Below are 14,311 nucleotides of genomic sequence, written 5' to 3' on the forward strand. Positions count from 1 at the left end.
CAGTCATCGCAATAACAGTGGATCTTCAATAAGGGATGTGCAGAGGATGAAGGCCCGATCGATACGGGTGCCGGCCGCCGCGGCCCTCGCCACCGCGCTGAGCCTCGGCGCGGCTGCCTGCTCGAACCCGGGCAGCGGCGCGGCAGGCAACGGTACGAAGGACTCCGCGGTCGTCGGCATCGCCTACGAGCCGGACAGCCTGAGCCCGCTCCTCGGCTACGGCAAGGACGGCAACTCCAAGATCTTCGACGGGCTGCTCACCTTCGACGACGAGATGCAGCTGGGGCCCGCGCTCGCCGCCGAGCTGCCGAAGGTCGCCGACGACGGCCGGACCTACACGTACACCCTGCGCCAGGGCGTGAAGTTCAGCGACGGCAAGCCCTTCACGTCGAAGGACGTGGTCTTCACCTACAGGACCATCCTCGACAAGAAGACCAACAACGCCTCCAAGACCGAGCTCGACGCCATCAAGGACGTCAAGGCCGCCGGTGACCACACGGTCGTCTTCACGCTCAAGTACCCGTACGCGCCGTTCGCCGAGCGCACCGTCCTCCCGATCGCCCCCGAGCACATCGCGGGCAAGCAGGACGTCAACACCGGCGCCTTCACCACCAGGCCCGTCGGCACCGGACCGTACGTCCTGACCAACTGGTCCAAGGGCGAGAAGCTCAGCCTCAAGTCCAACCCCGGCTACTGGGGCGGCGAGCCGAAGGTGAAGAAGTTCACCATGGCCATCATCAAGGACGACGACGTGCGCGCGACGCGGCTGCGCACCGGCGACCTCGACGGCGCCATCCTGCCGCCAAACCTGGCGAAGACCTTCAAGGACGAGGCAGGCAGGAAGTCGTACGCCGCCAAGTCCTTCGACTACCGCACGGTGACCCTGCCGACGCACAACAAGGTCGCGGGCGACACCGCCGTACGCCGCGCCCTCGATGTCGCCGTCGACCGCCAGGCCATGGTCGACCAGATCCTGGAAGGCGCGGGCAAGCCGGCCTACGGACCGGTCCCGACCGACAGCCCTTGGTTCGCCAAGGGCACCGAACGCAAGCACGACCTCAACGCGGCGAAGAAGATCCTCGACGAGGCGGGCTGGAAGCCCGGCAAGGACGGCATCCGGGTCAAGGACGGCGTCACCGCCGCGTTCCCGCTCTGGTACCTCTCCGGCGACAAGCTCCGCCAGGACCACGCCCTCGCCTACGCGTCCGACGCGAAGAAGGCCGGCATCGACATCAGGACCCAGGCAGGCACCTGGGAGGTCATCATGCCGCGCATGAAGCACGACGCGGTGCTCGCGGGCGGCGGCGCCCCCGGCGACCCGGACTTCGACCAGTACAGCCTGTTGCAGTCGACGCTCGCCGGTGACGGCTTCAACAACATGGCGCAGTACGACAACCCGGCTGTCGACAAGGCCCTCAAGGACGGCCGCCGGAGCGGCGAGCCGGCCGAGCGCAAGGCGGCGTACGACACCGTCCAGCGTGAACTCGTGAAGAACCCGGGCTACACCTTCCTCACCCACATCGACCACCTGTACGTCGTGGACGACAAGTGGACCGGGCTTTCGACGCAGATCGAGCCGCACGACCACGGCCTGGCCTCCGGCCCCTGGTGGAACGTCGAGGACTGGACCCCGAAGAAGTGATACCCCCGAACCGGAAGCTCCCCTGGGGGCCGATGGTGAGGATGGCGGGGCGGCGGATCCTGTTCGCCGCCCCCGTTCTGCTGGTGGTGACCTTCGGCGTGTTCGCCGTCGCCGCAGCCTCGCCCTTCGACCCCGTCAAGGCCTACGCGGGAAACGCGGGACTCACCGCCTCGCAGGAGAACCTCGACCAGCTCCGCGCCAACCTCGGCGTCGACCAGCCGCTCGTCGCACGCTGGTGGAACTGGCTGACCTCGGCGCTCGGCGGCGACCTCGGCGACTCCGGCGTGATGCGCCAGCCCGTCACCGACGTGATCGGCGAACGCCTCGGCTGGTCCGTGCTGTTGGCCGTCACGGCGTTCCTCGTCGCGATCCTGCTCGGTACGTCGCTGGGCGTGCTGGCCGCGCGCAGGCAGGGCGGCTGGCTGGACCGGGCGGCAAGCTCCGCGGCGTACACCCTGGAAGCGGCGCCCGCCTTCTGGCTCGGCCTGCTCGCCATGTGGCTGTTCGCGCTCAAGCTGGGCGTGCTGCCGGCCGGTGGGCTCACCGACACCGGAAGCGACGTGATCACCTTCGGGCAGGTCGCCTCGCATCTGGTGCTGCCCGCGGCGGTCCTCGGCATCTCGCAACTGCCGTGGTTCTTCCTCTACGTACGCCAGGGTGTCGCCGACGCGCTGGAGCAGGACCCCGTGCGCGGTGCACGCGCGCGTGGGCTGAACGAACGCACGGTGCTGCTCGGTCACGCCCTGCGCTCCGGGATGCTGCCGACGCTCACCCTCGTAGGCTCGCGGGTGCCCGAACTGATCACCGGCGCGCTGCTCGTCGAGACGGTCTTCAGCTGGCCGGGCATCGCCGCCGCCACCGTGCAGGCCGCGACCGCCGTGGACTTCCCGCTCCTGGCCGCGCTGACCGTGCTCGCCACGCTCGCGGTGCTCGCCGGGAACCTGCTCTCCGACCTCCTGTACGGACTCGCCGACCCGAGGGTGGGCTTCGATGGCTGACCAGGCTGACCTGGCAGAACGCGTTTCGAGCACCGAAGGTGCCGCACACACGGCCCCCGCGTGGCGTTCCCACGGGCGCACCCGCCGCTCCACCCGCACGGTCCGGGTGCGTACCTCCGCGGTGATCGTGGTGGTGGTCGCGCTGGCCGTCCTTGTCGTACCGCCGCTGGTCAATCTCGACCAGCAGGCCGTCGATTTGTCGATGAAGCTCCGGGCGCCGTCCCTCGCGCACCCCTTCGGCACCGACGACGTCGGCCGCGATCTGCTGCTGCGCTGCGTCTACGGGCTGCGTGTCTCGCTGCTCGTCGGCCTGGTCGCGGCGGTCGTCGCCACCGTGATCGGAACAGCGGTCGGCGCGGCCGCCGCGGCGTTCGGCGGCTGGACCGACCGCGTCGTAATGCGGCTCGTCGACACCTTCTCCTCGGTCCCGCACCTGTTGCTCGGCATCTTCATCGTCGCGATGTTCCGGCCGGGGGTGTGGCCCGTCATCGTCTCGGTGGCGCTCACGCACTGGTTCTCCACGGCCCGGATCGTCCGCTCCGAAGTCCTCTCGCTGCGCTCGCGCCCGTACATCGATGCGGCCGTCTCCGGCGGCGCCTCGCGGTGGCGGGTCGCCGTGCGGCACCTGCTGCCCGGCGTACTGCCACAGGCGGGACTCGCGGCGGTGCTGATGGTGCCGCACGCCATGTGGCACGAGTCGGCCCTGTCCTTCCTGGGCCTCGGCCTGCCGACCCATCAGGCGAGCCTCGGCAACCTCATCCAGTCGGCGCGCGGTTCGCTGCTCGCGGGCGACTGGTGGCCCACCCTCTTCCCCGGCCTCCTGCTGATCATCCCGACCCTCGCCATCGCGGGCCTCGCCGGCGCCTGGCGGGAGCGGATCAACCCCCGCCGCCGATCGGAGCTGATGCTGTGACCACGCCCCGGAACACGGCCACCCGGGTCGCGGGCCCTGCCGACGCCGCCGTCGAGGTCGGCGCGGCTCCCGCGCCGGGCACGGGCCCGGACACGGCGCCGGACACCGGCCTGGACACGGCGCCGACCGGCCCGGACACCGCGCCCGTCCTGTCCGTGCGCGGGCTCAGTGTCCGCTTCCGGATGCGCGGCGACCGGCACATCGCCGCCGTCGCCGACGCGCACTTCGACCTGCCGGCGGGGGAGTGCCTGGCCCTCGTCGGCGAGAGCGGGTGCGGCAAGTCCGTGCTCGCCTCCGCGCTCCTCGGGCTGCTCCCCGGCAACGCGCAGACGGCGGGCTCCGCGCGCCTCGGCGACATCGACCTGCTCACCGCGGACGAGCGCACGCTCGCCCGTACGGTGCGGGGCCGCCGCATCGGACTCGTACCGCAGAGTCCGGCCGCGCACCTCACCGCCGTCCGGACGGTGGGGGCGCAACTTGAGGAGACGCTGCGCGAACTGACCGGGACGCGCAAGCAGGACGTGCGTGAGGCGGCCCACGCGGCGGCCGAACGCGCCGCGTTCCCCGTGGACCACCTCGACCGCTACCCGCACGAGCTGTCCGGCGGACTGGCGCAGCGTGCGGCGACCGCGCTCGCACTGGTCGGCGACGCGCCCCTGCTGCTTGCCGACGAGCCGACCACCGGCCTCGACCGCGACCTCATCGACCGCACCGTCGACGAACTCCGCCGCCATGTCGACGCCGGCCACGCCCTCCTGCTGATCACCCACGACCTCGCGGCGGCCGAGCGCATCGCCGACCGTGTTGCCGTGATGTACGCGGGGCGGATCGTCGAACTCACCGACGCCGCGAGCTTCTTCGGCGACCCGGGCCCCCGCCACCCCTATGCCCGAGGCCTGCTCAACGCCCTGCCGGAGCGGGAGTTCACGCCGATTCGCGGTATGCCGCCCGAGCTCGGCGACCTGCCTTCCGGATGCGCCTTCGCGGCCCGGTGCCCGCACGCCACCGAGGCCTGCGCCGTGCGGCCGGAGCTGGTGCGGGGCGTCGCCTGCCACCACCCGCTGACGCCGACGCTGACGCTGATGCCCGGGTCCGTTCCCGTACCGGACGAGGAGACCGCCCGTGCTTGAGCTTCATGCGATCACCGCGGGATACGAGCGCGGTGCGCCGGTCGTCCGGGACGCGCGCCTGACCGTTAGGCCCGGTGAATCGGTCGGCCTGCTCGGCCCCAGCGGCTGCGGCAAGTCCACGCTCGCCAAGGTCGCCGCCCTGCTGCACCGCCCGGACACCGGGACCGTCACCCTCGACGGCCGCGTCGTCGACGGCTGGCGCCACCGGGCCCCGCGCGAACAGCGCACCGCCATCGGTGTCGTCTTCCAGCAGCCCCGGCTTTCCGCGGACCCCCGGCTGCGGCTGCGCGACCTGATCGCGGAGCCACTGCGTGCGACAGGACAACGCGCCGGCGCGGAAGCCGCCGTACGGGAACTCGCGGCGACCGTGGGCCTCGGCGAGGAACTGCTCGGCCGCCGCCCGCACGAGGTGAGCGACGGCCAGCTGCAACGCGCCTGCCTGGCCCGCGCGCTGGTGCTGCGCCCGCGCTGGCTGGTCTGCGACGAGATGACCGCGATGCTGGACGCCTCGACGACGGCAGCCCTGGTCGCGGTGGTCGAGGAGTACCGGCGCGAGCGCGGCGCCGGCCTGCTGGCCGTCGGCCACGACCATGTCCTCCTTGAGCGCTGGTGCGACCGCACGATCCGCTGGGAGGACGTCGCCGCGTCCTGAACCGGGAGCGGCGGTTGGCCGAACTCTTGGCGGGGGCCTGCCCATCGCGGCGCTACGGGGCGGATACTCACCCGGAGTCCGCAACCGCCCCGTACACCTCCGGAGGCACCCATGGCCGTCCCCGCGCCCACGCGCCGCAGAGCCGTCACCACCCTGGCCGCCGCCCTGGCGGGAGTTGCGGCCGTGCCCGCGTACGCCCAGGCCGCCGAGCACGCCCCGGCAGCGGCGGAGCATGCGCAGAAGCACTCCAGACACCCGAGGCCGCTGCGCCGTGCCCACGCGCACAACGACTACGAACACCCGCGCCCGCTCCTGGACGCGCTCTCCCACCACTTCACCAGCGTGGAAGCCGACATTTACCTCGTCGACGGACAACTGCTCGTCGCCCACGACCCCGTCGACCTCGATCCCACCCGTACCCTCGAATCGCTCTATCTGGACCCGCTGATGGCCAGGGTCAGGGCCAATCACGGCACCGTCCACCCCGGTTACCACAGACCCGTGCAACTGCTCGTCGACATCAAGACCGAGGGCGCCGCCACCTACCTCGAACTCCACCGCCACCTGCGGCGCTACCAGTGGATGCTGAGCACCTACGCACAGGGGCGCGTCCGGCACGGAGCGGTGATCCCGGTCGTCTCCGGGGACCGCGCCGCCCGCGTCCCTGTGGAGGCACAGCGCGTCCGGTACGCGTTCTACGACGGGCGTCTGGATGATCTGGGTACGGACGCCCCGGCCTCGCTCATCCCGCTGATCAGCAGCAACTGGACGCAGAGTTTCACCTGGCTGGGCGTGGGCCCGTTCCCCGCAGCCGAGCGCACCCGACTGCACGCCGTCGTGTCCGCCGCCCACGCGCAGAGGCAGCGCGTCCGCTTCTGGGCGACGCCGGATCTGCCGGGACCGGCGCGGGACGCCGTATGGGCCGAGCTGCTCGCCGCCGACGTGGACCACATCAACACCGACGACCTGGCAGGCCTGGAGCGCTTTCTGCGTACGCGTCACAAGTAGCCGGCCGTCACAGCCAGTCAACACCCGTACGGCGTACACGTCTTAAGCCCGGACGACCCATCCGTTACGCGACACTGGCGGCCGAATGCCGCATTGTGCGCGCGGCGGAGGAGGTTGGCCATGGCCATTTCGATCTCACTGCTACTGCTCCTGCTGATCCTGGCGGTCGTCTTCCTGCGGGGCGGGGGACTGAAGCTCTCGCACGCCGTGGTCTGCGTACTGCTTGGCTTCTTCCTCGCCGGCACGAGCATGGCGCCGACCATCCAGAACGGCATCGCCGCCACCACCGACATGGTGGCCGGCATCAAGTTCTGACCCCGGGAGGTACCCCGTGGACCGCGGGGTACCTCGGGGCAGACATGCGACGAGGCGTCTCCTACGATCGGCGGCAGCGATCACGGGAGGAACGCCGGTGTACGACCTGACCGAGGGAACCGAACTGGGCGCCGGCCGCTACCGCTTGCAGACCGAGCTGGGTGCCGGCGGTACGGCCAGGGTCTACCGGGCGCACGACGACGCCCTGGACCGTACGGTCGCGGTCAAGGTGATGCATCCCGAACTGGCGAGGGACCCGGCGTTCCGGCAGCGCTTCCGCCGCGAGGCCAGGCTTGCCGCCGGGCTCAACCACCCGCATGTGGTGGCCGTGCACGACATCGGCGAACAGCGGGAGCCCGGCGGGCAGGAGCCCCTGCTGTACCTCGTCATGGAGTTCGTCGAGGGGGAGTCACTGCTCGACCGGCTCGGCCGGGGCCCACTGCCCACGGCCGACGCCCTGCGTTGCGCCGGGGACATGCTGGAGGGCCTGGGCGCGAGCCACGGGCAGGGCATCGTGCACCGGGGCGTGAAACCGGCCAACGTGATGATCACAACGGGCGGTTGGTGCAAGGTCCTGGGTGTCGGGATCGCGCGTCCGGGTGACGGATCACCCGGACCGGGCGCCGCCCGGGTCACCGGCTGCACCTCCTATCTGGCGCCGGAGCAGGTCAACGGCGGTGCGACGGACGGGCGTACGGACGTCTACGCAGTGGGCGTCGTCCTCTTCGAGCTGCTCAGCGGTCGGACACCCTTCGGCGAAGCGGCCGTGCGGACCTCGGCGGACGCGCCTCCGCGGGAGGCTGCGCCCACCCTGGCCGAGGTGGGTGTACGCGTGCCTCGCTCCGTACAGGAAGTCATCACCCGGGCGCTCGCCGCGGACCCGAGGGACCGCTTCGCGGACGCCTACCGCATGACGGTGGCGATCGACCGGATCCTTGAACGCGGCGGCCTGCGGACGCAGTCCGTGACGGCGGACGTACAACGCCGGGTGGACGCGGGGGTGCCCGGCCCGCTCCCCGTGGCACCGGGTGCGCCGGTCCGGCGGGGGCGGATCGCCGCCTCCTCGCGCCCGGCCGCCACGGCTCCGGGCCCGTACCCGCCACAGCCGCACGGGCGTCGGGCCTCCCGATTCGCCTTCTGGGCGGGCCTGGCCGGATTCCCGCTGCTCTTCGCCGCCCTCTACAACCTCGCAGAACAGGGAGTGGCGAAGCCCCCCGTGGTGGCCGTGGCGCTGACCGCCGCAGCCGTCGCGATCGTGGGTCTGGTGTGCGCGGCCCGGGTCCTGGCCCGCGCGGGCTGCGGTCCCGCGTGCAGGCACGGCATGGCGGGCTGGGGTGTGTTCCTGAATCTGGTGGCCGCGCTGGTCTGGTTCGCCTGGCTCCTGGGCATGGCTTCACCGGGCTGACGGGCTGTCGGTCTGACGGGCTGTCGGTTCGCCGACCGGGCCCGCCCGCAGCGCTCCCCGACCGTTGAGGCCATCACCCGACTGGCAGGGGCGCATCTGGTGGGTGACCCGGCTCGGCATCGACGCCTGGTACCTGACAGCCGTCGACTTCCGTACTGGGTAGACCCGTTGGAAGCAGCTCACCGGCACCGGACCCGCGTACAACAACAACTGGGCACCCATCACCATCGGCCCCGACGGCACCGCCTACGCCGGTGTCTTCAACGGCATCGTGGCCGTGCGCGACCGGGACTGACGGCCGGGTCGCGCACCGCCGCGACCGGCCACCGGCGCGCTTCGGATCCGGCGCGCGTCAGATCAGCCGGGATCTGATGAGGAACCGCACCCCCTCCGGGGCTTCCAGGGAGAAACCGCTGCCGCGCCCCTCGACGACATCGACGATCAGCCGGGTGTGCTTCCACGCCTCGTACTGGGGGACCGACATCCAGAACGGGACGGCCTCATCAACGCCGTCGAAGGCGATCGACTCCAGCAGGACGTCGGAGCCGCCCGTACGGAACTCGCCGTCCGGGTAGCACATGGGCGCGCTGCCGTCGCAGCAGCCGCCCGACTGGTGGAACATCAAGGGGCCGTGGGCCGCCCGCAGCGTGCGCACCATGTCGGCGGCCGCGTCCGTGAACTCCACGCGCGGTGGGTCGGTCGTCGGCCCGCTCTCAGGTCGGTACACGTCTTGTCCCTCTCGGCCGGCGAAAAACGATGTGGTGACCCAGCTGACTCCCCGCAAGGTTGCGATGCGGTTGCATGCGCTGCGGCTCCCATGGGGACAAACCCTCCCTGTCCCTCCCATCCGCAACGCAACGCGTGCCACACGGTTCGCCGGGCGTATGCGGAGGGTGTAAGAAGAGGGCATGGCCGCACTTAACGGCCGCCCGCGCTCGGTTCTGAGGATGAGAACCCTCGCAGGCCAGGTCTTCCTCCTGCAGTTGGCGATCGTGGTGCTGCTCGTCGCCGCCGCCATGGCCGCGCTCGTGCTGCAGTCGCGGGCCGACAGCGAAAGAGAGGCCCGCAACCGGTCGGTCGCCGTGGCCGAGACGTTTGCGAACGCACCCGGCATCGAGGAAGCCCTGGAGAGCCCCGACCCGACGAAGGTGCTCCAGCCCCGGGCCGAAGAGGCCCGTAAACGCTCCGAGGTCGACTTCATCGTCGTACTGAACCCGGACGGAATCCGCTACACCCACCCGCTGACCGACCGGATCGGAAAGAAGTTCGTCGGCGAGCTGAAGCGCGCGCTGGCCGGCGGCGTCGTCACCGAGAAGATCACCGGGACTATCGGCCCCCTCGTGCAGGCCGTGGTGCCCGTCGTCGGCCGGGACGGCACCGTCGTGGGTCTGGTGTCCGCCGGGATCACCATCGAGCGCGTGAGCGGCGTGGTCGAGGACCAGTTCCCGCTGCTGTTCGGCTCGGCCGGGGCGATCCTGCTCCTCACCATGGGCGGCACGGCGCTGGTGAGCAGAAGGCTGCGCCGCCAGACCCGCGGTCTCGGCCCCACCGAGATGACCCGGATGTACGAGCACCACGACGCCGTCCTGCATGCCGTGCGGGAGGGGGTACTCATCGTCGGCGGTGACGGCCGGCTGCTGCTCGCCAACGACGAGGCACGCCGGCTCCTCGGCCTGCCTGCCGACGTCGAAGGGCGGGCGGTCACCGATCTGGGGCTCGATCCGGTCATCACCGCACTGCTGGTCTCGGGGAGGATCGCGACCGACGAAGTGCATCCCGTCGGCGACCGCCTGCTCGCCCTCAACCAGCGCTCGACGGACCAGAGCGGCGGACCGGCCGGCAGCGTCACGACCCTGCGCGACACCACCGAGCTCCAGGCGCTCACCGGCACCGTCGACCTGACGAGGGGGCGCCTGAAGCTGCTGTACGACGCCGGGACCGAGATCGGCACCACCCTCGACGTGGTGCGCACCTGCGAGGAGCTCGCCGAATTCGCCGCCGCCCGTTTCGCCGACTTCGCCACCGTCGACGTGGTGGAGAGCGTGCTGCGCGGCGAGGAACCGACGGTCATGACCGCAGGCGTCGAGATGCGGCGCACGGCCTTCAGCGGCACCCCGAAGGACACGGGCCTCTACCCGCTCGACTCGATGATCCGCTTTGTGTCGACCACCCCCATGGGATCCGGCCTGCTCAAGGGCGAGGCGGTCCTCGAAGCGGATCTGGTGACCTTCTCCGGCTGGCAGCAGCAGCACCCCGAACGGGCCCGGCAGCTCGTCGAGTACGGAATCCACTCGATGATCGCGGTTCCGCTGCGGGCCCGCGGCGTGATCCTGGGCGTGGCGATGCTGTGGCGCTCGGCGAAGCCCGAGCCGTTCGAGGACGAGGACCTGTCCCTCGCCGAGGAACTGGTCTCCCGCGCGGCGGTCAGCATCGACAACGCCCGCCGCTACACCCGGGAACACACCATGGCGGTGACGCTCCAGCGCAGCCTGCTGCCCCGCGTACTTCCCGAGCAGAACGCCATCGACGTCGCCTACCGGTACCTGCCCGCGCACGCCGGACGCGGCGGGCTCGGCGGGGTCGGCGGGGACTGGTTCGACATCATCCCGCTGCCAGGTGCCCGCGTCGCGCTCGTGGTCGGCGACGTGGTGGGGCACGGGCTGCACGCCGCCGCCACCATGGGGCGGCTGCGCACCGCGGTCCACAATTTCTCCACCCTGGACCTGCCGCCCGACGAACTCCTCTGGCACCTCGACGAGCTGGTCGCCCGGATCGACCAGGACGAGGCGGTCGACAGCGCCGGAGCGGGAGTCACCGGGGCCACTTGCCTCTACGCGATCTACGATCCGGCGTCCGGGCGCTGCACCATGGCACGGGCAGGCCACCCCCAGCCGGTGATCGTCCACCCGGACGGCACCGTGATATTCGCCGATGTGCCCGGCGGCCCGCCGCTGGGGCTCGGCGGCCTGCCCTTCGAGACCCTGCAGGTGCAGTTGGCCGAGGGCAGCCGTCTGGTGCTCTACACGGACGGGCTCGTCGAGGGCCCCCGCCGCGACATCGGGGAGGGGCTGACTCTGCTGCGCCGCACCCTCGCCGACCACGCCGAGCGGGCACCCGAGGAGACCTGCGAGGCGGTCCTCGGCGCTCTTGTGCCCGAGCCCGCCCGTGACGACATCGCGCTGCTCGTCGGCCGCACCCGCAGGCTGGCCGCCGCGGATTTGGCCGACTGGGACGTGCCGTCCGAGCCGGCGGCGGTGTCCCGGGTAAGGGCCGACGTGTCCCGCAAGCTGGCCGAGTGGGGTCTGTCGGACGAGGCATTCACCACGGAGCTGATCCTCAGCGAACTCGTCACCAACGCCATCCGTTACGCCACCGGACCCATCCGCGTACGGCTGATCCATGACCGCTCGCTGACCTGCGAGGTCTCCGACCACAGCAGCACCTCGCCGCATCTGCGCCAGGCGGCCACCATGGACGAGGGGGGCCGCGGGCTGTTCCTCGTCGCTCAGTTCGCCGCCCGGTGGGGTACGCGCTACACCAATGACGGCAAGGTCATCTGGACGGAACAGACACTGCCGGCCGCCCCGCAGCGGGACAGCCCGCCCGCTTCATGACGCCGGCCCGGCGCCGCTGAGTCGCGCGGTGCGCCGCCCGTGAGCATCCTGAGGGTGTGACCTGGCACGGCGCGACCCGGCCCACCCCCCTCGGCGAGCCCGGGGCCGCGGCCGGTGCAGCGGACGGCGGACGGGTACCGGACGAACTGTCCCTGGTGCTCGCGCAGGCCGTGGTGAGCGCGACCGAATCCGCCGGAGGGTACGCCGGCGGTATCTATCTGCGCTCCCGGACACCGGGCCTGCTGCGTCTTGCGGTGCTCGCAGGGCTGCCGGGCCGGCTGTTCCGCCCCTGGTGGCGTATGCATGTGAACCGGCCTTTCCCGGTGGCCGAGGCCTACCGCTCGGGCCGCCCGGTGAACCTCGCCGACGCCGAGGAGGCCATGCGCCGATTCCCGCAGCTGATGGCCGGCCTGCCGTTCCCCTTCGGGTCGATGTATGTGCCGATCGTCAGCGGCAACGACCGGGTGGGGGTCCTGGTCGTGCTGCGCCCGGCCACTCCCGGGGAGCCGGTCGCCCCGCCCGACCGCTACCGGCTCCAGCACATCGCCCAGCGGCTCGGCACCGCCCTCGCGGAGCTGGGATCGGACGGTACACCGGCCGAATGGGACGATGACCCGCTGCCCGTGCAGCTGCCGACCGTCACCGCCATGCCGGTACGGATCGGCCACTTCGACTGGGACCTCGACAGCGGCGCCGTCACCGCGGACGAAGAGCTGCACGCGATCCTCGGCATCGGGCCCGCGGATTTCCCGGGCACCATCGACGCCCTGGCGGAGCGACTGGCGCCGGAGGACGTGTACGGACTGTGGGCCCTGGCCAGGGCGGCAGTGGGGTCGCAGGTGCCGGTCGTGCGTAGGATGCGGCTGCGCGGCCCCGACGGCCGGTCCCACCTGCTCGAACTCACGGGCCGCTGGGCCCACTCGCCCGGTGACGACTCCGGCGGCCGGGCGGCGAGCCACCTGACCGGTTTCCTGGTGGACCTGGGCGCCGGGCCGATCGTCGTGGAGGCGGCCGACCGGCTCCCGCGCGGCATTTTCTCGCTGGACCGGCTCGGCCGGATCACCTACGTCAACCACCTGGCGGAGCGTCTACTGGGCCGCGTACGTGAGGAGCTCGTCGGCCGGGTCCTGTGGGAGGTCCTGCCGTGGTTCGGGCACCCCGCCTACGAGGACCACCACCGTGCCGCTCTGCTCTCCGACGCGCCCGTGCACTTCCTCGCCCGCCGCACCCCCAAGGAATGGCTGTCGGTGTCCATGTACCCGGGCCACGACGGGGTGACGATCACGCTCGCCGCCACCGACCGGCCCGCCTACACACCGGGGTCGGTCGTCACCCCGGGCGTGGGACTGGGCTCCTCGGCCGACCGGTCCGCTGCGCTGTACCGGCCGGTCGCCCTGGCCATCGCGCTGACGGAGGCCGTCACCGCCCGCCAGGTGTCCGCCGTGGTCACCGAGGAACTGCTGCCCGCCTTCGGGGGCCGGCAGCTGGCGATCTACCTGCTGAGCGAGCGACACCTCTACCTGGCGTGGGAGACCGGCTTCCCGCAGGGCTTCCTGGACGGCTTCGACGGCGTCGGCCTCGACGCCCGTATCCCCGGCGTCGAGGCACTCACCTCGGGCCGCCCCATCTTCTTCGAGTCCATGGAACGCCTGGCCGCCGCGTACCCCGGCATTCCCATCGACGCCGATGTCGGCGCCCGGGCCTTCCTCCCGCTGATCGCCTCCGGACGGCCCGTCGGCACGTGCATCCTCGGCTTCGACCAGCCGCGCGGCTTCAGCCCCGAGGAGCGCACGGTCCTCACGGCCCTCGCCGGACTCATCGCGCAGGCCCTCCAGCGGGCCCAGCGCTACGACACCGAGGCCGCCCTGGCCCGCGGCCTTCAGGACGCCCTGCTGCCGCACCGGCTGCCCGTGGTCAAGGGTGTCGACACCCTCGGACGCTACCTCTCGGGCACCCAGGGCATGGATGTCGGCGGCGACTGGTACGACGTTGTTGAAACCGGCCGGGGACTGGCTCTGGTCATCGGGGACGTCCAGGGGCACGGTGTCCCGGCCGCCGCGACCATGGGTCAACTGCGCAGCGCCGTACGTGCTTTCGCCCTGAGCGGGCACGACCCGCAAGAGGTGATGAGCGGCACCAACCGGCTGCTCATCGATCTCGACCCCGGCCAGTTCGCCAGCTGCTGCTACATCGTCCTCGACCCCGCGACGGGAATCGCGCAGGCCGTGCGGGCCGGGCATCCGCAGCCCGTACTGCGCCACCCCGACGGCACGGTCGAGGTGCTCGATCTGCCCGGCGGCATCGTGCTCGGGGTGGATGCCACAGCGTCCTACCCGGTCACCGAACTGCGCCTCGCCCCCGGTGCGATGCTGGCCCTGTTCACCGACGGACTGGTCGAGCAGGCCGGAGTCGACATCGATCTGGGCATCGAGCGGCTGCGCGGCACGATCGCCTCGGTGGGCCCGGCGCCGCTGGCCGACATCGCGGACCGGGTGATCGGGGATGCGAAGCGGGCCGACGACCGCCCCGACGACATCGCGCTCCTGCTCGCCGCCCGCTGGACGGACGGGCTTTCCCCCGGCGCCGTAGAGCCGCGCTCGTAGTCGTTGATCGATTGGCGGGGCCGCACGGCCG

Annotated in this window: 11 protein-coding genes and 1 pseudogene; 11 read left to right on the forward strand and 1 reads right to left on the reverse strand. The window is 71.7% G+C overall.

Features of this window, described 5'->3' with window-relative positions:
• The first annotated feature begins 46 nt into the window (after positions 1 to 46).
• The 9 genes and pseudogenes from ABCR94_RS14950 to ABCR94_RS14990 all read left to right on the forward strand — a co-directional run.
• Positions 47 to 1,642 (forward strand): ABC transporter substrate-binding protein, encoded by a 1,596-nt coding sequence (locus ABCR94_RS14950; protein ID WP_347119776.1) that lies wholly within the window; start codon positions 47 to 49, stop codon positions 1,640 to 1,642.
• Positions 1,643 to 1,674: 32 nt separating this feature from the next.
• Positions 1,675 to 2,640, forward strand: coding sequence for an ABC transporter permease (locus tag ABCR94_RS14955; RefSeq protein ID WP_347119777.1), 966 nt, complete (start codon positions 1,675 to 1,677; stop codon positions 2,638 to 2,640).
• The gene (locus ABCR94_RS14960) at positions 2,633 to 3,553 is read left to right on the forward strand and encodes an ABC transporter permease (protein WP_347119778.1); all 921 of its coding nucleotides are present in this window, start codon (positions 2,633 to 2,635) and stop codon (positions 3,551 to 3,553) included. The genes ABCR94_RS14955 and ABCR94_RS14960 overlap by 8 nt, the downstream gene beginning before the upstream one ends.
• Positions 3,550 to 4,683, forward strand: coding sequence for an ABC transporter ATP-binding protein (locus ABCR94_RS14965; RefSeq protein WP_347119779.1), 1,134 nt, complete (start codon positions 3,550 to 3,552; stop codon positions 4,681 to 4,683). Before ABCR94_RS14960 ends, ABCR94_RS14965 begins: the two co-directional genes overlap by 4 nt.
• On the forward strand, positions 4,676 to 5,335 hold the full coding sequence (locus tag ABCR94_RS14970) for an ABC transporter ATP-binding protein (RefSeq protein WP_347119780.1): 660 nt from the start codon (positions 4,676 to 4,678) through the stop codon (positions 5,333 to 5,335). Before ABCR94_RS14965 ends, ABCR94_RS14970 begins: the two co-directional genes overlap by 8 nt.
• Positions 5,336 to 5,446: 111 nt before the next feature.
• On the forward strand, positions 5,447 to 6,343 hold the full coding sequence (locus ABCR94_RS14975) for a phosphatidylinositol-specific phospholipase C/glycerophosphodiester phosphodiesterase family protein (RefSeq protein WP_347119781.1): 897 nt from the start codon (positions 5,447 to 5,449) through the stop codon (positions 6,341 to 6,343).
• A gap of 120 nt (positions 6,344 to 6,463) precedes the next feature.
• Complete coding sequence (locus ABCR94_RS14980) at positions 6,464 to 6,658, forward strand: hypothetical protein (protein WP_347119782.1); 195 nt, start codon at positions 6,464 to 6,466, stop codon at positions 6,656 to 6,658.
• Between the two features lie 97 nt (positions 6,659 to 6,755).
• Complete coding sequence (locus ABCR94_RS14985) at positions 6,756 to 8,063, forward strand: protein kinase domain-containing protein (RefSeq protein WP_347119783.1); 1,308 nt, start codon at positions 6,756 to 6,758, stop codon at positions 8,061 to 8,063.
• Between the two features lie 112 nt (positions 8,064 to 8,175).
• Positions 8,176 to 8,358 (forward strand): annotated as a pseudogene (locus ABCR94_RS14990) (hypothetical protein); the annotation flags it as partial.
• Positions 8,359 to 8,415: 57 nt separating this feature from the next.
• On the opposite strand, the gene ABCR94_RS14995 reads toward ABCR94_RS14990, so the two are convergent.
• The gene (locus ABCR94_RS14995; RefSeq protein ID WP_347120134.1) at positions 8,416 to 8,721 is read right to left on the reverse strand and encodes a DUF779 domain-containing protein; all 306 of its coding nucleotides are present in this window, start codon (positions 8,719 to 8,721) and stop codon (positions 8,416 to 8,418) included.
• Between the two features lie 250 nt (positions 8,722 to 8,971).
• Here ABCR94_RS14995 and ABCR94_RS15000 point away from each other — a divergent pair, with 250 nt between their 5' ends.
• Entirely contained in the window at positions 8,972 to 11,677 is a 2,706-nt protein-coding gene (locus tag ABCR94_RS15000) for a SpoIIE family protein phosphatase (RefSeq protein ID WP_347119784.1), read from the forward strand.
• A gap of 56 nt (positions 11,678 to 11,733) precedes the next feature.
• The gene (locus tag ABCR94_RS15005; RefSeq protein ID WP_347119785.1) at positions 11,734 to 14,280 is read left to right on the forward strand and encodes a SpoIIE family protein phosphatase; all 2,547 of its coding nucleotides are present in this window, start codon (positions 11,734 to 11,736) and stop codon (positions 14,278 to 14,280) included.
• The last annotated feature ends 31 nt before the right edge of the window (positions 14,281 to 14,311 follow it).

Source organism: Streptomyces changchenzhani (assembly GCF_039766235.1).
Lineage (GTDB): Bacteria > Actinomycetota > Actinomycetes > Streptomycetales > Streptomycetaceae > Streptomyces.